Below are 22,428 nucleotides of genomic sequence, written 5' to 3' on the forward strand. Positions count from 1 at the left end.
CGGATTAGGAGTAGATTCGTCTGACGGACGAATGTGTTCTTATAGCAGGATTCCCAGTGAATCCGCCGGAAGTGGGCGATATGGGAAAATCGAAGGGATAAGTCCCTCTAAATCGGCCGAAAGTGGGCGATATGGAGAAATCGAAGGGATAAGTCCCTCTAAATCCGCCGAAAGTGAGCGATATGGAGAAATCAAAGGGATAAATCCCTCTAAATCGGCCGAAAGCGGGCGATATAGGGAAATCAAAGGGATAAATCCCTCTAAATCGGCCGAAAGTGGGCGGTACGGGAAAATCAAAGGGATAAATCCCTTTAAATCGGCCGAAAGCGGGCGATATGGGGAAATCAAAGGGATAAATCCCTCTAAATCCGCCGAAAGCGGGCGGTACGGGAAAATCAAAGGGATAAATCCCTCTAATACCGCCGAAAGTGAGCGGCATGGAGAAATTAAAGGGATAAATCCCCCTAGATCCGCCGAAAGTGGGCGGTACGGGAAAATCAAAGGGATAAATCCTTCTAAATCCGCCGAAAGTGGGCGGGAGGCGGAAATGAAGAGCAAAAGTGCCCCTGATTTCACCGAATACGGGCAACAGGAGAAAATGAGGAGCATTGTGGAGTAGCCTTTATATCTACATAAGCTGCACAGCCCGCATAACCGCATAGGCTCCAGCTTGATTTAGCCGTTAGGGTAATTTTGTTCTGATTCCGTTATTCCGGCAAGGAACGGGGCACGGGATTGCCGCATAATCCCGCTTTTGTATTTATAGGGGGCTCTTGTGCTAAACTTGAGAGCAGGGCTGCATTGCCGGCATGTATGCCCAAGCAAAGGCGGTTTGTGGAGAAGACAGGAGGAGATGGCATGGCGTTTGTTACTGTGAAAGGCGAATATAAGCGGTATAAGATGGGGGAGACCCTGATTGTAGCCAATGACGGAATTGATTTTGAAATTGAACAGGGCGAGTTCGCTGTGATTGTAGGTCCCAGCGGAGCGGGGAAATCGACGGTGCTTAACATACTGGGCGGGATGGATTCCGCCGACGAAGGCCAGGTCATTGTGGACGGTACCGACATCGCTCGTTTCAGCGCCAAAGAATTGACCGGCTACCGCCGTAATGACGTGGGTTTTGTGTTCCAGTTCTATAATCTTGTGCCCAATCTGACGACGCTGGAGAATGTTGAGCTGGCATCCCAGATCTCTCCGCGTGCGCTGGATGCCCGCAAGGTGCTGGAGGATGTAGGACTTGGAGAGCGGCTGAATAACTTTCCGGCCCAGCTGTCCGGCGGGGAGCAGCAGCGTGTCGCCATTGCCAGAGCGCTGGCCAAACAGCCGAAGCTGCTGCTCTGCGATGAGCCGACAGGTGCGCTCGATTACAATACCGGCAAACAGGTACTGAAGCTGCTGCAGGATACCTGCCGCAATACCGGAACCACGGTTATTGTCATTACGCATAACTTGGCTATTGCACCGATGGCGGACCGGGTTATTGAAATCAATAACGCGAAGGTACGGAAAATGGTGAGGAACGCAACACCGGTATCCGTGGAAGATATTGAATGGTAAGGAGCCGGAGGACATGAAGAAACGGGCATTATGGAAGGATGTTTTTCGGGAAATCCGTCATACGAAAGCAAGGTTTCTCTCGATTTTTGCGATTATTATGCTGGGGGTAAGTTTTTTTGCCGGGATCAAATCAGCGGGGCCGGATATGCTGGATACCGCAGCGACTTATTATAAGGATCATAGGCTGATGGATTTACGCGTTCAGTCCACTTATGGGCTGACAGAGAAGAGTATTGATAATCTTCGGGACATTCCCGGAGTGAAGACTGTTCAGCCTGTGTACAGCTCGGATGTGTTTCTTGGTGAGAGCGGACTGATTGCTAAGGTGTATTCCTATGCTGACGATAATGAACTGAACGGGTACAAGATTACCTCCGGGCATCTGCCTGAGGTATCCGGGGAGATCGTACTTGACGCTTATCTGCTGCAGGAGGAGAAGTTCTCGCTGGGAGATTCAATTACCTTCAGCGGCGAGGCAGGGGATGATCTGGCGGGGAACTTCCAGACATTGAGCTATACCGTGGTCGGCTTCGCGCAGAGTCCGCAATATATTGAAACGTCGACCCGAGGAACGAGCCGGATCGGCAAAGGGACAGCCGATGCGTTTGCTGTCATCCCGGAGGATGACTTCAGCCTCCCGGTGTACACAGAGGCCTATCTCAGCTTCACGGATACGGCTGCAGAAACAGCTTATACTCCGGCTTATGATGCTCTCATCGAGCGGCATCTGCCGGAGACCGAGGAAGCGCTGAAGGATTACCCGCAGCAGCGTCTGGAAGAGCTGAAAGCGGAAGCCGCAAAGCTGCTGGCTGCGGGCCGGCAGCCTATGGACGAGGCGCAGCAACAGCAAACGCAGCAACAGCAGGCGGAGGCCTCAGCAGCGCAGAACCCGCTGGAGCTGCCGAAGGTGTATGTGACAGACCGGACGATTAACCCGGGTTACGCCGAATACAAGGATAATGCGGACCGGCTGTCGGCGATTGCCACGGCGTTTCCGGTGTTCTTTTTCCTGATTGCGGCACTCGTCAGCTTAACGACGATGACCCGTATGGTTGAGGAGCAGCGTCTGCAGATCGGTACTTTGAAGGCCCTGGGGTATGGTTCCATGGATATTATGACCAAATTCCTGGTGTATGGCACACTCGCTAGTCTGGCGGCATCCATTGCGGGCCTTGCGATCGGCTTTACCTTATTTCCGGGCATTATCTACAATGCCTACAGCCAGCTCTATAACCTGCCGGGCGTGATCAAAAGCTTCTATCCCGCCTACGCCATTATTTCCATAATAGTAGCGCTGGTATGTACAGCAATGACGGCGATGATCGCTTCCCGGGTGGAGCTGCGCAGTAATGCGTCGGTACTGATGCGGCCCAAGGCCCCCAAGAGCGGACAGCGCATTATGCTGGAACGGTTCAGCTTTTTGTGGAAACGGCTTAGTTTCGTGCAGAAGGTGACGGCCCGCAATCTGTTCCGCTACAAGCAGCGGATGTTCATGACGGTAATCGGGGTGGCGGGCTGTACCGCGCTTATTCTGACCGGCTTTGGGCTGAAGGATTCCATTGGCAGCATTGCCGACCGGCAGTTCGGCGGGATTATGAAATATAACGCCCTGGTTGCGCTGCATGACAATGCAACAGCCGGAGATAAGGCGTCCTACGCAGAACTGATTAAACAGGAGTCCGCAGTTACGGGAACGCTGGATGTGCTTCAGGAAGCAATGACTGCCCGGGCCAAAGGGGTTAACGATCAGGAGGTACGGATTTTTGTTCCTGCGGCTGCAGATCAGCTGGCTCCGTTCGTTGTACTGAAGGACCGAATAACAGATGAACCGAAGATGCTTACTGACGAGGGCGCAATCATTACCGAGAAGCTCGCCAAGCTGTACGATCTGGTTCCGGGAGACAGCCTGACTGTTCTGGATAGCAACAATGAGGAATATCAGGTCAAGGTGTCGGCGGTTACCGAGAACTATGTGCTGCATTATGTGTATATGACGCCGGCTTACTATGCCAAGGTATTTGGCGGCGGGGCGGTCTATAACACTCAGCTGCTGAACTATAGCGCGCAGGATAAGCAGTGGGAAGACCACTTCGGGGAAAAATTAACCGCCAACGGGCAAGTGGCGCTGGTCAGCTTTTCCAGCGGGGTGGGCGAAGCTTTTGACGGAACCATGAAGAGCATGGACGTTGTTATAGTAGTACTGATCGTGTCCGCTGCTGCGCTGGCCTTCGTGGTGCTCTATAATCTGACCAATATCAATGTGTCTGAACGGGTCCGTGAGCTGTCTACGATTAAGGTGCTGGGCTTCTATGATAAGGAAGTCACCATGTATATATACCGGGAGAATATTCTCTTAACACTGCTCGGGATCATCTTCGGCGGTGCACTGGGGATTCTGCTGCATGGCTTTGTCCTGTCAACGGCTGAGCTGGATGCCACGATGTTCGCTCCGCTGATCAAGTGGCAGAGTTATCTGTACGCAGCCTTGCTGACCGTGCTGTTCTCGGGGATTGTAATGGCGTTCATGCACCTTAAGCTGAAGCGGATTCATATGATTGAAGCGTTGAAATCGGTGGAGTAACGTAGTCACTATTTTGTCAAAAACATAAAAAGAGCAAGAAAATGAGGAAGAAAAACAGGCTGCCGGAAGAGTTCTCCTGGCCTGGTTTTCTTCCTTTTTGTGTATTGAAATATAGAAATCACTATGCGACCAAGCTCGCAAAAAAGATAATCATGCTGAAAGATGTCGAATTAACACGAAAATGATAACATTAAGTCATGAAAACTAACCGTATTAAACATAGTTGAATAGTTTGAAAAGAGGTTTAAGGTGAGTTTCTTTTACTATATTGGAAGGAATTATTTTTTGTGTACATAAATAAGATATGAAAGTGATAAAGAAATATATTGACGTAAGATATATTCACATGTAATATAAACCATAATTTATAGGGAATTGTTAAGACTCCCAGCCGGGAAAGTTGCCCCTGCCTCTAATTGACCTGCGGTCTATTTGATCTCTGAATGTCATAGGTATCTTATGTGATGTTATATTACATGGATTGCAGATGTCAGCTGAATTATAGCGGCGGGGGTAGAATCATCCAGAATACCCAGTCTCCCGGAAGCTTTGAAGAGAAGGTGGCGAACCGGACCTGTGGTTCCGGGTAACGCTCACTACACGCACTTAACTAAGGAGGAGTATAAGGAATGGCGAAAAAGAGAAAATGGTGGTCTAGTTTACTTGTTGTATCGTTGGTAGGGGTTCTATTTACGGGTTGCAGCACCAATAACACTGCAAGTTCTCCAACTAATGCTCCTGCAGCAACAACAGCCGCTGAGAGCGCAGCACCTGATGCTACAGCTGAACCGGCCGCAGATGCACCGGTTGACGGCGGAACAATTGTACTTAGCACATTCTCCGATATTGTTAATATTAATCCTCTCTTAATCAATGACACCTCTTCAGGCGATATTGCCCAATTCGTATTCGCCTCCTTGTATGATCTGGACCGTGGAGGGAACGTAACTCCGGAGCCTTGGTCACTGGCTGCAGAGCTTCCGGTTATCTCTGAAGATGGTCTGACTTATACCGTGAAATTGAAAGATACAATCAAATGGAGTGACGGCCAGCCGATTACTGCGGATGATGTAGTGTATACAATTGAAACCGGCAAAAATCCGGAGACAGGTTCACCGCTGACCAGTGCATTTGACAAGGTGAAGACCGTAGAGAAGGTCGATGACCAGACTGTGAAATTCACATTGTCCCAAATCTATGCGCCGTTCCTGTACGCCCTGTGCCAGGCTATCGTGCCAGCGCACATTCTCAAGGATGTAAAGCCGACTGAAATCCAAACCAATGCTTTCGGTACAGACCCGGCCAAGACCGTAACCAGCGGACCTTGGAAATGGACAGCCTGGAAACAAGGTGAAAGCCACACCCTTGATGCCGATCCGAACTACTGGGGTACGGTTAAGCCTCATATCGCTCAAGTGGTTTACAAAATCTACGCCGATCAGAACACTGAGGTTCAGGCTATCATGAAGGGCGACACGGACCATATCAGTGCGATTCCGGTAACGCAGGTTGAAGCCGTTAAAGCTGACGGCGATATCGACATTATTCAGAAGCCGGGCGCACAGTATGAATATGTAATGTTTAACTTCGACGGCAAGAACTTCCCTGATAGCTATGGCCTGTTCGCCGGACAGAAGACTAGACAGGCAATTGCACATGCACTAAACCGTCAAGGTATGGTAGACAATATTCTAAAAGGCGTAGGTGCCCTGATGAATGCCCCATTCCTTCCGGACACTTGGGCTGACCCGGGTGATGCCGCTGTGAACTATGACTACAACGCCGAAACTGCCAAGAAGCTCCTGGCAGAAGACGGTTGGGTTGCCGATGCCAAAGACGGTATTCTCACTAAAGACGGACACCGCTTCTCCTTCGAACTGCAATACAATGCCGGCAACAGCCGCCGCGAGCAAGTAGCCGCTGTTATCCAGCAGAACCTGAAGGATGTTGGTATCGAAGTAACACCTAAGGCGATCGACTTTGCAGCTTGGATTGACCAGAACGTAACACCGGGTAAATTCCAGGCCCTGCTGCTGGCATGGTCTCTGAATACACCGGATCCGGATGCAGAGAGCATTTTCTCCTCCAAATACTTCCCGCCTGCCGGCCAGAACAGCGGCTGGTATAAGAATGAGAAGCTGGATCAGCTGTGGGTGGACGGTTATTCCACTGTTGACCAGGATAAACGTAAAGAGATCTACAAAGAAGTAGGTAAAGAAATTTCTACCGACCTTCCTTATGTATTCCTGTATCAATATGGTCAGGCTATCGGAACAGGACCTAGAGTACACTGGGCAGAGGAAGATGCTCCTGAGCCGTCACTGGGCTATGGACAGTTCTTCCACGCTATCAAATGGTGGGTAACCGACTAACGAACCGAACAAACTGAATAGAATTACGGGAGGTGAAAGAGAATTCTCTTTCACCTCCCCCTTTTGTATGAATGGGGGAGCCTTCCGTAATCTATCGCCTTACCATCTCTAGGAGGATAGCCCATGACAGAATATCTGATACGACGCGTGCTTCAATCGGTATTGGTCATCTTTCTGATTACCATACTGACCTTTCTTCTCATCCATGCTGCTCCGGGCGGACCGACGCAAGTCATGCTATCTCCGGGCTTATCCCCGGAAATATTTGAACAGCAAGCCAAGAACCTTGGGCTGGATCAGCCTGTTCCGGTACAGTATGTGCGCTGGATCGGCGACCTGCTGCAAGGAGACTTGGGTTACACCTTCAAGAACCATATTGCGGTATCCGATCTTCTCTGGCCGCGTATTGGTAATACCGTGATTCTGATGGGTGCGGCTTGGCTGGTATCACTGCTGATCGCAATTCCTTGGGGAATCTATAACAGTACCAAAGTGTATGGTCTATCTGACCAGACGGCTTCATTCATTTCTTACTTAGGCTTCGCAATGCCAACCTTCTGGTTCGGAATACTCCTCCAGCAATGGTTGTCACTGAAGCTGGACTGGTTTCCGTTGTCGGACATGTATACCAGAGGCAAGGAAGGCAATATAGGCGATTTGTTCATGCATCTGGTGCTGCCAATAACAGTGTTGGCACTTGGTTTCCTGGCCTCTTATATGAAATATGCGCGCGCAAGTATGCTGGAAGTGCTCGATCAGGATTATATCCGTACGGCGCGTGCCAAGGGCGTCAAAGAGCGTAAGGTCGTCTTCCGCCATGCGCTGCGCAATGCACTGATTCCGATTATTACGATACTCGGCCTTGATCTTCCCATACTGGTGGGAGGGGCCGCTTTAACTGAGAATGTATTCAACTGGCCGGGAATGGGCCGTTGGTTTGTTGAGATGGCAGGTGCGCGCGAATATTCGGCACTGATGGCTGTTACTATTGTGACGGCTGTTATAGTCGTTATCGGCAATCTCCTGGCAGATATACTGTATGCCGTAGTTGATCCCCGGGTGAAGCTCGGTAAGCAAGGGGGCAAGACGGCATGAATACAGAGAATACTGAGCTTACCAAAGGGGCTGTGTCTAAGCCGCTTGGAACCCCGGACATGAATCCGATGCCCGGAGGGACGGACCCGGAGATTGCGGTAGTGGATTCCAAGCGGCCGCCGGGCCCATGGAGTGTTTTATGGAAGAAATTCTCACGCAATCCGTTCGCAATGGGCGGTTTGGTAGTCCTGATTATATTTGTGCTCATTGCACTCTTCGCTCCGTGGCTGACCAAATATAAACCGGAAACGATTGATCTGATGTTCGCCAATCTGAAGCCGGGGGCTGAAGGGCATCCTATGGGTACAGACGAACTGGGCCGCGATATTCTCAGCAGACTGCTGTACAGTGCGCGTGTTTCACTCGCTATCGGATTCTCCGTTGCGTTTGTTTCCGTAGTTGTCGGATCGGTTATCGGTGCGATTTCAGGGTATTTCGGCGGGTTTGTAGATACGGTATTCATGCGTATTGTAGACGTGATGAACTCTGTGCCGACCCTGTTCCTGAACATCCTGATTATGGCGCTGTTCGGCACACAGATTAAATACATGATTCTTATTCTGGCATTTACCAGCTGGATGAGTATTGCCCGGCTCGTCCGGGGGACCTTCCTGCAGCTGCGTGAAATGCAATATGTGGAGGCGGCCAGGGCGATTGGAGTATCCAGCTGGGGCATCATTTTCCGGCATCTGCTCCGCAATGCAAGCTTCCCGATTATCGTAAATGCGACCCTGATGGTCGGCGGTGCGATTCTGAGTGAATCTGCGTTATCGTATCTGGGCCTCGGCATTCAGGCACCGGCTACAAGCTGGGGGCTAATGCTCAGCAACGCTCAGGAATTCATGCTGGTTGACCCGATGCAGGCAGTGTACCCGGGCTTCTGCATCCTGCTCGTAGTGCTGGCAGTTAACTTTATCGGCGACGGCATCCGGGATGCTCTAGATCCCAGACAGCAAGTGACCAAATCCCGGAGGAGGCTGGAACAATGGCGGAAAAACTACTCGAAATCCGGAAGCTGACCGCCGGCTTTGCAACCGAGAAGGGCCTTCTCAAAGCAACCGACGGCATCTCCATTTCTGTGAACAAAGGCCAGACTGTCTGTATTGTCGGTGAATCCGGCAGCGGTAAAAGTGTAACCTCACTCGCAATTATGCGGTTGATTGATTATGCCGGAGGGATGATTCTTGACGGCAGTATTAATTTTCACGGCCAGGATTTGGCGGCGAAGAGCCAGGAAGAGATGCGGGAAATCCGCGGGAATCAGATTGCCATGATCTTTCAGGACCCGATGTCGTCGCTGAATCCGGTATTTACGGTAGGCGAACAGATTGCGGAGAGCCTGCGGCTTCATCAGAACAAGAGTGATGCCGAAGCCCTGAGGATGGCGGTTGATCTGATCAAATTAGTCGGTATCCCGGCTCCGGAGATCCGTGCCAAGCAGTATCCGCATGAGCTGTCCGGCGGGATGTGCCAGCGCGTCGTCATTGCTATTGCGCTGGCTTGTAATCCTGAACTGCTCATCGCCGATGAGCCGACAACCGCACTGGATGTTACGGTGCAGGCTCAGATTCTGGATCTGCTGCGCAAGCTTCAATCCGAACTCGGGATGTCCATTCTGCTGATCACCCATGATATGGGAGTAGCGGCAGAGATGGCTGACCGCATTGCTGTTATGTATGCCGGAGCCATCGTGGAGGAGGGGACGGTCGAAGAGATTTTCGACCACCCGAGCCATCCATATACGGTCGGGCTGCTCCGGTCGATTCCGGGGTTTGAAGGCGGACGGGGAGGCGAGCTGTATACCATTCTCGGGACGATTCCTCCGATTGGCCAGCTGCCTTCCGGTTGCCGCTTTAATCCGCGCTGTCCCCATGCCATGGATATCTGCAGGAACCAGGAGCCGCCGGATTTCATGATCTCGGACGATCACCGGACGGCCTGCTGGCTATTCAAGGATAAGCCGGTGCAGGCAGATTACAGCAATGAGGTGAAACGCGCATGATGAATGAAACGGCAACCCAACCGGTAAGAGAACATATGCCTTCTTCGGAAATATTGCTGGAAGTTAAGGATGTGAAGAAATATTTCCCGATCACCAAGGGTCTGCTTAACCGCACCGTCGGACAGGTCAAGGCTGTGGATGGTGTTAATTTATCCATCCGCAAAGGCGAGACCTTCGGGCTGGTCGGCGAATCCGGCTGCGGCAAATCCACGTTCGGCCGGGTGCTGCTCCGGCTGCAGAGTGCAACAGGGGGAGAAGTGTTATTCAAGGGGAAGGATATCCATTCCCTGAGCTCCGGTGACATGCGGAAGCTCCGGGAAGAAATGCAGATTATCTTCCAGGATCCGTTCGGCTCGCTGAATCCGCGGTTCCTCGTCAAGGATATTATCGGAGAGCCGCTGCGCATTCACCGGAGCATGTCGGCTAAAGAGATCGATGCCCGGGTAGTGGAGCTGATGGAGCTGGTGGGGCTGGATGCCAGCCGCCGGAACCGTTACCCGCATGAATTCTCCGGCGGACAACGCCAGCGGATCGGGATTGCCCGGGCGATTGCCCTGAATCCGCAGTTTATCGTTGCCGATGAGGCTGTATCGGCACTGGATGTATCGGTACAATCCCAGGTGATCAACCTGCTCATGAAGCTGCAGAAGGAACTCGGATTAACCTTCCTGTTCATTGCGCACGGCCTGAATGTGGTCCGGCATATTTCGGACCGCGTCGGGGTAATGTATCTGGGCAAGCTGGTGGAAGTGTCTGAGACGGAGGAGCTGTTTGCAGCTCCGCTGCATCCTTACACTGCCGCCCTGCTCTCGGCGATTCCGAAGCCGACACCAAGACGCAAGCGGGACCGCATTGTGCTGGAGGGGGATGTGCCATCCCCGGCTAACCCGCCGTCCGGCTGCCGGTTCCATACCCGCTGCCCGTTTGTCCAGGACAAATGCCGCCAGGTGGAGCCGCTGCTTGAAGAGGTTGTTCCAGGCCGTCCGGTGGCCTGTCATTTCCCGTTGCTTCCGAATTCATAAATAATCCGCGATTTCCTAAGGATATCCCGCAGATTAAGGGGGTGCCCCCGCAGCCATATCCACCACTGGCTGCGGGGGCACCCCCTATTTTTGTATCTCTGGAATAGTCATTGCCCTGCATATGTGCTCTATACGGGGGGCTTCAGATAGTCGAGAAACACCCGCTTGAGAATATCCAGCTGGAGCTCTGTTGGAAGATCCGCTTCAAGCATAGGGATGTTCTTCTGCAGCGAGAGCTTCTTCGAGAAAATGCCGAACGTATTAATTAATGTAGTTAAAGTATCCCTCACCTCGAGATCAGAGCAGACCGAGCCGTCCTCAATGCCATTCTGAATGATCCGGGAATAGACCTGCGAAATTCGGCGGGTCAGAGCATTGAAATGATGAATATCCTCCAGCGGTTCCGGGAAATGGGCGGCGTAGCTTTCGAAGTCAACCATGAAGGTTGTGCTTAATTTATAGTGATCCTCAATGAAAAAATCGAATAATGCTTCAAGCTTGTCCAGGCATGGCACAGGCAATCCGGCCACATATTCAAACCGCTCCAGCATCGGCTCCAGCAGCCGGGTAGCAACGGCGACAATCAGCTTTTCTTTCTTGGGGAAATACCTGAACAGGGTAGCAATGCCGATATTCGCGTCAGTTGCAATATCCTGCATCGTGGTTTTCTCAATCCCCTTCTGATTAAATACGCGTTCTGCTGCTTCCAGAATCAGGGATAAGCGCTGTTGTTTGCCGTCAAGGCGTTCCTTCTCGTATCTTGTTTTGGGATCCATAAGAGCTTATACCCTTTCACTATCGGTATTTGAACTACCAGTAGTATAGCTAGTGCTTATTCTTTAAGCAAGGAGGGTTTGAGTTTATCCGCACAAAGTGATATGATAAATATCACAGTGATAGTGTAACTATCACCACACATTTTAATTTACACAACGAAGGGGATACAGCTATGAATCGACTGAAGGATAAGGTTGCCATTATTACCGGAGCCGGCAGCGGCATGGGACGTGAAGAAGCACTGCTTTTTGCGCGGGAGGGTGCCAAGGTTGCCGTTACCGATATTAATGAAGCTGCGCTGCAGGCTGTAGTGAAGGAAATTGAAGCTGACGGCGGTCAGGCTACAGCTTATGTTCATAATGTGGTCTCTGAAGAGCAATGGGTCCATGTGATCGAAGAAGTGATGAAGACTTGCGGCAAAATCGACGTGCTGGTTAACAATGCGGGAATTTCGCTTGCAACCGGACTTCTGGATACAACTATGGAGCAGTGGAACAAGGTCATCAGCATTAACCTGACCAGCACCTTCCTTGGGATGAAATATGTGGTTCCGCATATGCAGGAGAATAATGGAGGCTCAATTGTCAATATTTCATCGATCGCAGGTCTGACCGGAAGCAGCGGCGCAGGCGCTTATACAGCCTCCAAAGGCGGGGTCCGCATGCTGAGCAAAGCGGCGGCTGTTGATTTCGGTAAAGATCATATCCGGGTCAACTCTGTGCATCCCGGCTTTATCGAAACGCCAATGAGCGCTGAGTTCGTGAATGACGAACAAAGGCTGAAATGGTTCCTGTCCCAGACGGCGCTGCCGCGTGTCGGCCGTGCCTCCGAAGTGGCGGAAGCCGTGCTGTTCCTCGCTTCCGATGAGTCGGCTTATATCACTGGTGTAGAACTGCCGGTAGATGGCGGCGTTACAGCGAAATAAGAGCCCGAAGCCCCGGCTGCCGGGAGGGACAAACTTGAAATAGATGAAGAGGAGTGCTGCCGGGTTTATGGGCAGCGCTCCTCTTTGCTTTTGATACCGCCGTAAACTAATTATTGTGTAAAAGCCACTTCTATAAGAAAATGAGAAAAAGACTGATTATTGTAATTCTAATCCTAATCAATGCCGCAATGGATGCGGAACCGGAGGCTATGGTGAAAAAGGTCGACAAAGCAGTTTCAGCTCTCTTTATTCTTATAATGATAGTGGCCGTATGGATATGGGCGGTGTCCGTGCATGCGTGGAGCCTGATGGGCACCCTTGCCTCGCTAGTCTGTCTGGGGCTGTTTATCTGGACGGGACTGCGGGCCATTCCCGCTTTGACCGGATACATAAGTTCATGGAATATGCAGGAGCCGGTACGTATCAACAGTCTGCCTGAGGAGCGGCAACGGACATGGTGGAAGATTGTGCTCTGGGTGGTGGCCAGCCGTGTGCTGCTCATTCTGATAGCCTATGTCTTCTGGATGCTTAAAGACGGGGTTTCCGGAAGCTTATTCTCCCGTTTTATCGATACCTGGCATATTCGCGGAATAGACGCCATGTCTTATCTGGGGATCGCTGAGCACGGGTATGTCACGGAAGGAGACTCCCGGTTCCACATTGTGTTCCTGCCTTTATTTCCAGTCATTATTAAGCTGGCGCAGTTTTTTACAGGCAATTATATGGTCGCCGGCTTTGTAGCCGCTAACCTTTGCACCCTTGCTGCAGCGTTGTTCGCTTATGAGCTTGCCAGGCTGGACATGGGACGCAGCAATGCGCTGCGGGTCGTGAAATATATTTTCATCTTTCCTTCGGCGTTCTTTTTCTTCATCCCCATGACGGAGGCGCTGTTCCTGCTGCTCTCCCTGATGGCATTGTATTATGTGCGCCAGAAGCGCTGGCTGCTCGGCTGTCTCTGTGCGGCGCTGGCCGGCTTCACCCGTTCTCCGGGGATACTGCTGGCTGTACCGGTTGTCGTGGAATTTGCCCGGGATTTGGCAGCAGGCTACAGACAGCTGGAGCGGAAGGCTTTTATTAACAGACTGATCCAAGCAGGGGTCTCTCTGGCTACAGTGTCCTTTGGTCTGCTGGCCTATCTCTATATCAATTACAATGTTACGGGCAACGCGTTCCAGTTCAGTATTTATCAGCGGGAGCATTGGTCGCAGCAGTTCTACTTCTTTTTCGATACGGTGAGATATCAGATGGAGTATGCCGTGAATACCTTCAAGGATGCGGACTTCCGTTCCTTCCTGGGGCTGTGGCTGCCGAATCTGATCAGTATCTTCCTGGTGCTCTTGATGATGTTCAAAAGCGCGAAGAGACTTCATCCTGCTTATATGGCGTATTTAATCGTCTATTTCGTCTACGTTGTGGGTCCGACCTGGCTGCTGTCCGCTCCGCGTTATTTCGCCGTGGCTTTTCCGCTGGCCTTCGCGGCAGTAGTATTGACCCAAGATAAGAAATGGAAGGATATCGCGCTTACCTCCTTATTCATTGTGGGGAGTCTGCTGTATTTGGCAGTGTTTGTAGCCGGGTATCCGGTGTATTAGAAATTACAGAAATGATGGTGGCTATGCAGATTCAGCTCGAAGATCAGATGATTACGCTCCATGTTCAATATGCCAAGCGCAAGAAAATGTCCGTTCAGATTGACGGATCGGATCTCATTACCGTTAAGGTACCCACAGGAACAAGTGAAGAGAGTATCCGCAGTGCGGTGGAAGGGCTCGGCCCGAAGATTCTGGAGAAGCTGCGCAGCAATGCGGCGGCCAGGCAGGTGCCGAAGGTCAAGGAGTATCAGGGGGAAGAAACATACCTGTATCTGGGGAAGGAGCACGCGCTGCATGAGCTGATTGCGACCGGCGGTATGAATGCGGAGGAGCTGAAGCTTGCGCTGAAGAAGTTCTATATGGCCAGTCTGAAAAAAATCGTTGCAGAGCGCATCACCCGTTATCAGGCCCAGCTGAAGGTGAAGCCGAAGAGTATCGAGATTGTGGAATCGCGGACCAAATGGGGGAGCTGCAGCTTTGATAAAAAACTGACCTTTAACTACCGCCTTGCCATGGCGCCGCCGGAGGTGATCGACTATGTCATCATTCATGAGCTCTGTCATCTGCTGCATATGAATCATGACCGGTCCTTCTGGCGCCGCCTGGGAAGTGTAATGCCGGACTACAAAGAGAAGGAAGCTTATCTGGCCCGGCAGGGGCAATTCATGACACTCTGAATCCTATGTGATGACGGCGTGGCTTAAGCGATGGATGTTGCCGGAAGTTTGACGTTCGCAGGGTGCTGCAGACTGCTCTGATTCCGCACGAACAAACCGCTTGGGCAGCTGCTGCCCGCCAGTTCAAGGTCATCGTCACTAGGCGTGAAGTGGAAGACTATAGCCTCCGTGGCGCTGTCCGCAAGCTTCATTGCGATTTCGCGGACGGCGACGGGCTTCGTGCTGATCAGATCGTAAATCTCTAACCGGCTGCTCTCCTGCCGGCAGATGGCGATGACCTCCTCGTCCTCCAGGTAATATAGATCGCCGCTGAAGACGTTCAGGCAGTAGAACATCAGCAGTCCATCGGCACCACTGACGCCAAGGCGTTCGGATACCGGCTGCCGCTGGGCTGCGAAGGTGGCGACCAGGCTCAGATCACAACTTATGGACAGATCCAGCTTGCGGATTCCCGCAGATCCGGCTGAACCGGGAGGGCAGTTCATGGAGAAGAGCTGCTCCTCCACGGGCTGGAATCCGAACTTGGGATAGAAGTCCAGCACCGTATCGTTGGCAAAAAGATACATGAATTCACACTGTAGTCCATAATCCTCCAGCACTTTGTTCATCAGCCGGGCGGACAGGCCCTGTCCCCGGTAGTCAGGATGCGTCATCACCGTCCCAAGCTGCACGGCGCGGGACTTCACACCATTAATAATCAGCTCAAGCAGGTTCACCGAGACATTTGCAATTACCCGATTACCCTCTGCGTAAGAATAAGGAATGTACCGTTCCCCCCAGAAGCCCTGCTCATACCAGCGCTCCAGCTCAAGTTCAAACGTATCAGCAGCCAGCGCGAAAAAGCTGTTTCTTAGCGGCTCCCGATCTTTATAATTGCAGACAAATTGAAGATTATCCATGGTAGCTGCTCCTTCAGTAATATTCAACCCCGCGAACCTTCGAATAAATCATAGTGTCTCTTAAGGCCCCTTGTACATCTAATTTGTCATTCCGCAGAATGCCTTCCAGAGTGAAGCCTGCACGTTCAGCCACCCGCGCACTCTGTGTATTGCGGGAATCACAGCGGATCTCCAGCCGGGCCGCCTGCAGCTCCTGTACGGCGAAATCGGCAATGGCCCTCACCGCTTCCGTGATATAGCCTTGTCCGGCGCAGGAGGTGCGGACCCAATAACCGATTTCAAACTTCCGCACCTGCCAGTCGATCCGGTGCAGGCCGCTGCTGCCGACCAGCTGGCCGGTCTTCTTATTCACGAGCAGCAGCCGGATATCCTTGCGTTCCAGAAATTGCAGCCGTGACTTCCGGATGGAGGCTTCGGATTCCTCCACAGACGGGATATGCTGTGCCCAGGGCATCCAAGGGCTTAATTCGGCTGTGCTCTCCTGAACGGCTTCATTTACAGCGGCGCCGTCTCCCCATAGAGCGGCACGGATCAGCAGGCGGCGGCTTTCAAAGCTCTCCGGCATGGAGAGGAGGATCGGGTCAATCGGATGAATAGGCATAAGTTCAGCTCCTAGAGAGATATGTAATCTGAGCGTGAGCATTATATATAGCTGCATATAATGAAGCTTTTCAATGAAGCTACTTTTATAGCAACTTATATAGGTCTTCACTCAGCTGCTATATATCATATAACTAGTGACAAGTCAATACGCTAAAGGCTACCTAAAAGTACTCTCTGGTACTATTCACAATCAATGGAAAGAACGTTATCTTATATAGTAAGAAGTGTTCATTATTAAGAACGAATATCGAATTCTTAGACAGCTGGAGGTCGTACAATGAGCGCAATCGCCGGGATCTATTCTATGCAGCATGGGCCGCTGGACCCGGAGCTGGGTCCGCGCCTTATGCAGCAGCTGCAGCGTTATCCGGCTGATGATGCCAGGGCCTGGAGGGCAGAGGGACTCTTCCTCGGCTGCCGCTCGCAGTGGATCACCCCACAGTCAAGGAATGAGATTCTCCCCTATTATGATCCGGAACGCGGGCTGGCGATTGTGGCCGATGCAATCATTGATAACCGCAGCGAACTGTTCGGACAACTTCAGGTTGTCCGGGAAGATCGTGATTCCATTCCAGACAGTCTGCTGATTCTCTTGGCCTATGAGAAATGGGGGGGGGAGGCGCCGGTTCATCTGGTCGGTGACTTTGCCTTCATGATCTGGGACGCACGCAAGCGGACGCTGTTTGGGGCGAGGGATTTCTCGGGTAACCGGACGCTTTACTTTCGCCGTTCCGGCAGAGAGTTCTCCTTCTGTACCGTAATTCATCCCTTGCTGGCCTTGCCTGATGGTCAGCAGGGACTGAACGAAGGCTGGATTTCAGAGTATCTGGCGAGCCAGGCCCGGAACGATGTGGCAGATATGTTCTCCACGGTTTATCAAGGGGTGGAACAGCTGCCGCCTTCCCACTCGGTTACAGTCAGCGCGAAGGGGGTTACCTTCTCCCAGTATTACACCTTCCGGACTCCGCCTCCATTAAGGCTTCGCGGCAACGGCGAATACGAGGAAGCGTTCCGTGAGGTATTCGGGCAGGCAGTCAGAGACCGGCTGCGGACCCATCTCGCAGTAGGCGCCAATCTGAGCGGCGGACTGGATTCCGGCTCAGTGGTCAGCTTTGCTGCAGAGGAGCTCCGCCGCCGCGGCAAGCCATTATTTACATTCAGCTCTTATCCGCTGGACAATTTTACAGGCTTTAAACTGGGCCAGCGGGTCACCGATGAGCGTCCATATATTCAAGAGACCATCGACCATGTGGGGAACATTCAGCCCAGCTTCTTGAACTTTCCTGACCGGAGCCCTTATGGTGAAATTGACGAATGGCTGGATATTATGGAGATGCCCTACAAATTCATAGAGAATTCCTATTGGCTCAAAGGCATATATGAACAAGCACAAATGAAAGGCGCCGGTGTTCTGCTCAGCGGACAACGGGGAAACTGGAGTATCTCCTGGGGGCCTGCACTCGATTACCAGGCGAAGCTGCTGCGCGAATTTCACTGGATTTCCTTCTACCGCGAGAACAAGCTTTATAGTCGTTCGATGGGGGCAAGCCGCAAGAAAATGCTGAAGATTGTCGGCCGCAAGGTGTTCCCCGGCCTTGGCCAGCTGATCTCCGGGAAGCAGGAGGCCCCTCCAGAGCTGATTCATCCTGAATTCGCACGGCGGACAGGGGTGCAAGAGAAGCTGAGAGAGCTTGAAGGAGTTGCTTCGTCCCAGACGGTGTACGATATCCGCAGACAGCATTTCCAGCAGCCGCATATCTGGAATGTGAATGGAACGGCAGCTACCAAGCTGTCGCTGAAGTACAGGGTATGGGATCGTGACCCTACGAATGATCTGCGTGTCATCAACTTCTGTCTGTCTGTCCCTGAAGGGCAGTACGTCCAGAACGGAGTGGACCGGTCGTTAATCCGCCGGTCCATGGAAGGACGGCTGCCGGACAAGGTCAGACTAAACCAGACGCGGCGCGGTATACAGGGAGCAGATGGGATTACACGTATGCTGCCCCAATGGCAGATGTTCCTGCAGGAGCTAAGGGAGATGCTTCAGGACCCCCGGACTTCCTCTTACTTGAATCATGCCGGGCTCGCCGGGTGTTTAGACCGGCTGGGTAGTGAGCCCGCACCATTATTAATATTCAACACGGATTTCCGCCTTCTTACGAGAGGACTGGTGTTCTACCGCTTTCTGAAGCGTGTGACCTGATGGATGTTTCTTGAAAGGGGGTGACAAATATGAAAAAGGAATACAGCAAGCCTGCATTGGAAGTTCTGGATGTTAAAATGACTATGGCTGGACCTGGGATCGCTATTGCCGACTCCTTCCAATCGGATCCGGAAGAAATCGTTAGTCACTCCTAGTTTTGCTTGGCAACATCCCAGCCCTCATCCCTCTTAGCTTGCTGGAGGGGGATAAGGGCTATCCTCACATCACCGGCAGGCAGCCGGATGAAATTGATAAAGGTGGAGTGAACCGTATGGCGAGCACAGTGCAATGCCTGGGGTATAAGGCTTTTGGTCTGCAAATTCTCAGTGAATTCCCCTTGCCGGAACTTCCCCGTACGGAGCAGCCCGGAAGGTTGGGCAGCGTATCTGTTGTGGAGGCTGATTTGTCCGAGCGCTGGGAGGCGATACCGAAGATTTCACCGAATCTGGGTATGGCAGAGCAAGAAGTGATGTTCATGGTTAAAGGCACAGCCGTATTTTCTATACAGAATGGCAGCACTATTACCGTATCTCCCGCAGTCCATGCCGATCCGGATAGCATCCGCCTGTTCATTCTGGGCAGCTGCATGGGTGTTCTTCTGATGCAAAAAGGCGTATTGGCTCTTCATGGAAGCTCACTTGTTCTTGAGAATAAGGCATACGCGCTGGTCGGGCGTTCGGGAGCGGGCAAGTCTACGCTTGCTTCCTATTTAATGGATCAGGGACATCTCCTGGTCAGTGACGACGTTATTCCCGTGTTGGTGCATAATGGAACTCCATTAGCTGTTCCAGGTTATCCGCAGCAGAAGCTGTGGCAGCAAAGCTTGGACTATTTGGGAATGAATTCGTCTGCGTACCGCCCGCTGTTTAAGCGGGAGACCAAGTTTGCCATACCCGTTCATGACCGGTTCCAGGCTGAACCGCTGCCGCTTGCAGGAATATTTGAACTGTCTGTACAGGACGGGCCGGTGTCAGTAGAGGCTATCAGCGGCTTGGAGCGGCTTCATACCTTATATAATCATACCTATCAAAAAGCGCTGGTGGACCCCATGGGGGTCAGGGAATGGCACTTCGGTATGCTGGCCTCATTCGTTAACCGGCTGCCGATGTACCGTCTGACCCGTCCGGAGCAGGGCTTCAGTGCACCGCAGCAGACGGAGCTGATCTTTGAGACGATTACCCAAAAGGTGAAGGAGATGAAAATATGAATATGGATACAGCAGCAGTCCTGTCCCTTGATTCGGTTCTGGTTCAGCGGGAAGGCAATATCGCCAGTGACATGGATGGCGAGAAGGTGATGCTGAATGTGAAGAACGGTAAGTATTACAACCTTGGTGAGGTCGGGGGCGAGATCTGGGAAGCCTTGGCATCACCGGTGTCCATCCGCCGGATTGCCGAGATCATGCAGGAGATCTTTGAGGTTCCGGCGGAGCTGGCACAGCAGGACGTATTTGATTTTGTGCAGAATCTGCTGAATGAGGATCTCGTCGCCATCGTCAACGGGCCATGATTACCCTCCGGCGCATCGGTTTACTGCTGAAGTATGACAAAGCCGCGCTGGCGCTGATTCCTGAGGCGTTATGGCGGCTTTTCCTGGTTAGAATCCAGCTGCTGTTTCCTTTTGCCAAGACGGCTCCGCAGCTCGGGGTGAAATCCCTGGAGACTCCGGCGGTATCCAAAGACACGGATATTCCCCGCATTCAGCAAATCACGAAGGCCATTCGGGTGATCAGCCGCTATACGCCCTGGAAAAGCACCTGTATGGTCAGAGCCGTAGCCGGTCTGAAGATGCTGGAGAAGCGGGGGATTGAGAGCACACTCTATATGGGGGTTGCGCGGGATAAGCAGGGGCAGATGATCGCCCATGCCTGGCTGAGAAGCGGGGCTTATTATGTCTCCGGTGATGATGCCATGCAGGGATTCGTGGTTGTGGAGAAATTCGCCAAAGTGTTACAAGCTGAGTGATCGAGGTGGGCCCATGCAAGCGATAATCTATTATTTCCGGCAGCTTCAGCGCTTGTCGGGAGCTAAACTATATCTCAACTTGTCCGGTATGGTGATCAGTGGTCTGCTGGAGAGCTCTGCCATATTGCTGCTTGTACCTATGCTGGGTATGGCTGGTATTCAGTTAGGCGGCACAGCCACGGCCGGTCTTCATCTTCCGATGCTTGGCTTCATCTCCGAACTGCCGCAGACCACGGCGCTCCTGCTGGTGCTTGGCGGTTATGTGCTCATTGTGCTCTGCCAGAATCTGATCTCACGGTCCGTGGCCATCCGCAATGTGGAGATTCAGCAGACCTACGGCAGACAGCTGCGTTATGAGGTATACAGTGCGTTGCTGCGGGCCGAATGGTCTTTTTTTCTGAAAAAGCGCACCTCCGATCTGATCAACGTGATGACGACGGAACTGGCCAGAGTGCTTGCCGGCATCAGCTGCTTCCTGCAGTTTCTTACCTCGCTGCTGTTCACGCTGGTGCAGATCGGCTTCGCCTTCTGGCTGTCCCCCAAGATGACGCTCTCCGTACTCGTCTGCGCTGTTCTGTTGTCCCTGTTCTCCCGCCGCTTCATCCGTAAGGCTAAGAAGCTGGGCAGCCGCAGCACGGAACTTGGCAAGACCTACTTGGGCGGAATTACGGATCAGCTGAACGGAATCAAGGATATCAAAAGCAATAATCTGGAGCATTCCCGGCTGGAGTGGCTGCATGCCTTCACCGGAGAGGTGAAGCAGGAGCAGCTGGACTATACCCGCCTGCGTTCGAACTCACAGCTGCTGTACAAGTTGTCCTCTACACTGCTGATTGCCGTGTTTATCTTCGTCTCCTTCCGGTTCATGCAAGCAGAGGGTCCTAATCTGCTGCTGGTTATTCTGGTATTTACCCGGCTGTGGCCGACATTCTCTACCCTGCAGTCGCTGATGGAGCAGCTAGCCTCCGTACTGCCCTCCTTCAAGCAGCTGCAGCAGCTGCAGGACGAATGTCTTGCCGCTGTGGAGCATGACCGGGTGGAAGGCGGGGAAGCTGTAGCCCCTATGATCTTGAAGCATGGTCTTGAAGCCAGAAATGTTGACTTCCGCTATCATCCGCATGAACCGGAATATTCGCTTCAGAACGTAAATGTCTCGATTCCGGCCCGGAAGATGACCGCCATAGTCGGACGTTCGGGCGCAGGGAAGAGCACGCTCGTTGATCTGCTCATGGGACTGATGCAGCCGGAGACCGGAGAGATCCTGGCTGACGGCGCGCCTATCACAGGTGAGAGGCTGCTGTCCTACCGGAGATCCATCGGGTATGTTGCGCAGGACCCTTTTCTGTACAATGCGACCATCCGTGACAATCTGACGATGATCAAGCCGGATGCGGAGGAAGCGGAATTGTGGGAGGCGCTGGAGTTTGCGTCTTCGGCTGACTTTGTGCGCAAGCTGCCGGACGGACTGGATACGCTGCTCGGCGACCGCGGCGTACGCCTGTCCGGCGGGGAACGGCAGCGTCTGGTACTGGCGCGCGCGATTATCCGCAAGCCGTCCATCCTTGTGCTTGATGAAGCGACAAGTGCGCTCGATACCGAGAATGAGAAGCGGATTCAGGAGGCGCTCGAGCGGCTGAAGGCATCGGTGACGGTCATCGTCATTGCCCATCGCCTGTCCACCATCCGGGGAGCTGATCAGATTCTGGTCATCGACCAGGGACGGGTGATCCAGCAGGGAATATACAGCGGCCTGGCTTCAGAGAAGGGCGGCATGTTCAGCCGTCTGCTTAGCGGGCAGGAAGAAGCAATATAGGGGAGGGGCTAATTAGCCCCTCCCCTATATTGTCTTTAGCCTACGCTGGATGTCACTGCGGTGATCTTGGACTTCCGGATGGCTGATGAACTGTAGTATGAATTTCTTGATTCATCCGCTAACCCTCCCCTGTTCGCGGTAGTGAACAGGTAACTTTATTAAATCCTGCACAGAATACAACATTTTCCTCATGTTACCGGCTCAAATCCAATATTGTTGTACAAAATGCAGCATTTCACCTTATTCAAGCGGCTTTGTTGGATTATTCTTGTATTTTGTACAACAATCCTCCCGCAAACCCTGCAATCCAGAAGTCAAAGTTGCAAAACGTACAACATTTATG

The 22,428-nt window shown here is 52.3% G+C and carries 20 protein-coding genes; 16 read left to right on the forward strand and 4 right to left on the reverse strand.

Features of this window, described 5'->3' with window-relative positions:
- Positions 1 to 39 precede the first annotated feature (39 nt).
- Positions 40 to 501, reverse strand: coding sequence for a hypothetical protein (locus NSU01_RS04285; RefSeq protein ID WP_144026199.1), 462 nt, complete (start codon positions 499 to 501; stop codon positions 40 to 42).
- A gap of 357 nt (positions 502 to 858) precedes the next feature.
- On the opposite strand from NSU01_RS04285, the gene NSU01_RS04290 reads away from it, so the two are divergent.
- The 7 genes from NSU01_RS04290 to NSU01_RS04320 all read left to right on the forward strand — a co-directional run bounded on the left by NSU01_RS04290 (position 859) and on the right by NSU01_RS04320 (position 10,632).
- Positions 859 to 1,560 carry an ABC transporter ATP-binding protein gene (locus tag NSU01_RS04290; RefSeq protein ID WP_042133636.1) on the forward strand — a complete coding sequence of 234 codons (702 nt, stop codon included), beginning with the start codon at positions 859 to 861 and terminating at the stop codon, positions 1,558 to 1,560.
- A 13-nt stretch (positions 1,561 to 1,573) separates the two neighbouring features.
- The gene (locus NSU01_RS04295) at positions 1,574 to 4,141 is read left to right on the forward strand and encodes an ABC transporter permease (RefSeq protein ID WP_042133638.1); all 2,568 of its coding nucleotides are present in this window, start codon (positions 1,574 to 1,576) and stop codon (positions 4,139 to 4,141) included.
- A 629-nt stretch (positions 4,142 to 4,770) separates the two neighbouring features.
- Entirely contained in the window at positions 4,771 to 6,513 is a 1,743-nt protein-coding gene (locus tag NSU01_RS04300; RefSeq protein ID WP_076247967.1) for a peptide-binding protein, read from the forward strand.
- A gap of 123 nt (positions 6,514 to 6,636) precedes the next feature.
- On the forward strand, positions 6,637 to 7,608 hold the full coding sequence (locus NSU01_RS04305) for an ABC transporter permease (RefSeq protein WP_039306525.1): 972 nt from the start codon (positions 6,637 to 6,639) through the stop codon (positions 7,606 to 7,608).
- Positions 7,609 to 7,667: 59 nt separating this feature from the next.
- A complete protein-coding gene (locus NSU01_RS04310) occupies positions 7,668 to 8,627 on the forward strand; it encodes an ABC transporter permease (RefSeq protein WP_076248012.1) in 960 nt (319 codons plus the stop codon).
- Entirely contained in the window at positions 8,594 to 9,610 is a 1,017-nt protein-coding gene (locus NSU01_RS04315; RefSeq protein WP_076247969.1) for an ABC transporter ATP-binding protein, read from the forward strand. The genes NSU01_RS04310 and NSU01_RS04315 overlap by 34 nt, the downstream gene beginning before the upstream one ends.
- Entirely contained in the window at positions 9,607 to 10,632 is a 1,026-nt protein-coding gene (locus NSU01_RS04320) for a dipeptide ABC transporter ATP-binding protein (protein WP_076247971.1), read from the forward strand. Before NSU01_RS04315 ends, NSU01_RS04320 begins: the two co-directional genes overlap by 4 nt.
- Before the next feature lie 128 nt (positions 10,633 to 10,760).
- On the opposite strand, the gene NSU01_RS04325 is transcribed toward NSU01_RS04320, so the two are convergent.
- A complete protein-coding gene (locus NSU01_RS04325; protein ID WP_076247974.1) occupies positions 10,761 to 11,408 on the reverse strand; it encodes a TetR/AcrR family transcriptional regulator in 648 nt (215 codons plus the stop codon).
- Between the two features lie 173 nt (positions 11,409 to 11,581).
- On the opposite strand from NSU01_RS04325, the gene NSU01_RS04330 reads away from it, so the two are divergent.
- The 3 genes from NSU01_RS04330 to NSU01_RS04340 all read left to right on the forward strand — a co-directional run bounded on the left by NSU01_RS04330 (position 11,582) and on the right by NSU01_RS04340 (position 14,603).
- On the forward strand, positions 11,582 to 12,334 hold the full coding sequence (locus NSU01_RS04330) for a glucose 1-dehydrogenase (protein WP_076247976.1): 753 nt from the start codon (positions 11,582 to 11,584) through the stop codon (positions 12,332 to 12,334).
- A 140-nt stretch (positions 12,335 to 12,474) separates the two neighbouring features.
- Entirely contained in the window at positions 12,475 to 13,926 is a 1,452-nt protein-coding gene (locus NSU01_RS04335) for a hypothetical protein (RefSeq protein ID WP_076247979.1), read from the forward strand.
- Between the two features lie 23 nt (positions 13,927 to 13,949).
- Positions 13,950 to 14,603, forward strand: a complete 654-nt coding sequence (locus NSU01_RS04340) for a SprT family zinc-dependent metalloprotease (protein WP_039306541.1) — start codon at positions 13,950 to 13,952, stop codon at positions 14,601 to 14,603.
- 23 nt (positions 14,604 to 14,626) lie between these two features.
- Here the strand turns inward: NSU01_RS04340 and NSU01_RS04345 are convergent, their stop codons facing one another.
- Both NSU01_RS04345 and NSU01_RS04350 read right to left on the reverse strand, forming a co-directional pair.
- Positions 14,627 to 15,502, reverse strand: coding sequence for a GNAT family N-acetyltransferase (locus NSU01_RS04345; RefSeq protein ID WP_076247982.1), 876 nt, complete (start codon positions 15,500 to 15,502; stop codon positions 14,627 to 14,629).
- Between the two features lie 13 nt (positions 15,503 to 15,515).
- A complete protein-coding gene (locus NSU01_RS04350; protein ID WP_076247984.1) occupies positions 15,516 to 16,103 on the reverse strand; it encodes a GNAT family N-acetyltransferase in 588 nt (195 codons plus the stop codon).
- 279 nt (positions 16,104 to 16,382) lie between these two features.
- On the opposite strand from NSU01_RS04350, the gene NSU01_RS04355 reads away from it, so the two are divergent.
- The 6 genes from NSU01_RS04355 to NSU01_RS04380 all read left to right on the forward strand — a co-directional run bounded on the left by NSU01_RS04355 (position 16,383) and on the right by NSU01_RS04380 (position 22,085).
- Positions 16,383 to 18,308 carry an asparagine synthase-related protein gene (locus NSU01_RS04355; RefSeq protein ID WP_076247987.1) on the forward strand — a complete coding sequence of 642 codons (1,926 nt, stop codon included), beginning with the start codon at positions 16,383 to 16,385 and terminating at the stop codon, positions 18,306 to 18,308.
- 29 nt (positions 18,309 to 18,337) lie between these two features.
- Positions 18,338 to 18,463, forward strand: a complete 126-nt coding sequence (locus NSU01_RS04360) for a paeninodin family lasso peptide (RefSeq protein ID WP_039306512.1) — start codon at positions 18,338 to 18,340, stop codon at positions 18,461 to 18,463.
- A gap of 116 nt (positions 18,464 to 18,579) precedes the next feature.
- Positions 18,580 to 19,515 carry a hypothetical protein gene (locus NSU01_RS04365; protein ID WP_042140742.1) on the forward strand — a complete coding sequence of 312 codons (936 nt, stop codon included), beginning with the start codon at positions 18,580 to 18,582 and terminating at the stop codon, positions 19,513 to 19,515.
- Positions 19,512 to 19,817, forward strand: a complete 306-nt coding sequence (locus NSU01_RS04370; protein ID WP_052421665.1) for a lasso peptide biosynthesis PqqD family chaperone — start codon at positions 19,512 to 19,514, stop codon at positions 19,815 to 19,817. The genes NSU01_RS04365 and NSU01_RS04370 overlap by 4 nt, the downstream gene beginning before the upstream one ends.
- Positions 19,814 to 20,272, forward strand: coding sequence for a lasso peptide biosynthesis B2 protein (locus NSU01_RS04375; protein WP_042133659.1), 459 nt, complete (start codon positions 19,814 to 19,816; stop codon positions 20,270 to 20,272). The genes NSU01_RS04370 and NSU01_RS04375 overlap by 4 nt, the downstream gene beginning before the upstream one ends.
- Positions 20,273 to 20,285: 13 nt before the next feature.
- Positions 20,286 to 22,085: an ABC transporter ATP-binding protein gene (locus NSU01_RS04380; RefSeq protein ID WP_042133661.1), complete on the forward strand. Its 1,800-nt coding sequence runs from the start codon at positions 20,286 to 20,288 to the stop codon at positions 22,083 to 22,085.
- Positions 22,086 to 22,428 lie beyond the last annotated feature (343 nt).

Origin of the sequence: Paenibacillus sp. FSL H8-0259 (genome assembly GCF_037963255.1) — a bacterium.
GTDB classification, from domain to species: domain Bacteria; phylum Bacillota; class Bacilli; order Paenibacillales; family Paenibacillaceae; genus Paenibacillus_AQ; species Paenibacillus_AQ phytohabitans.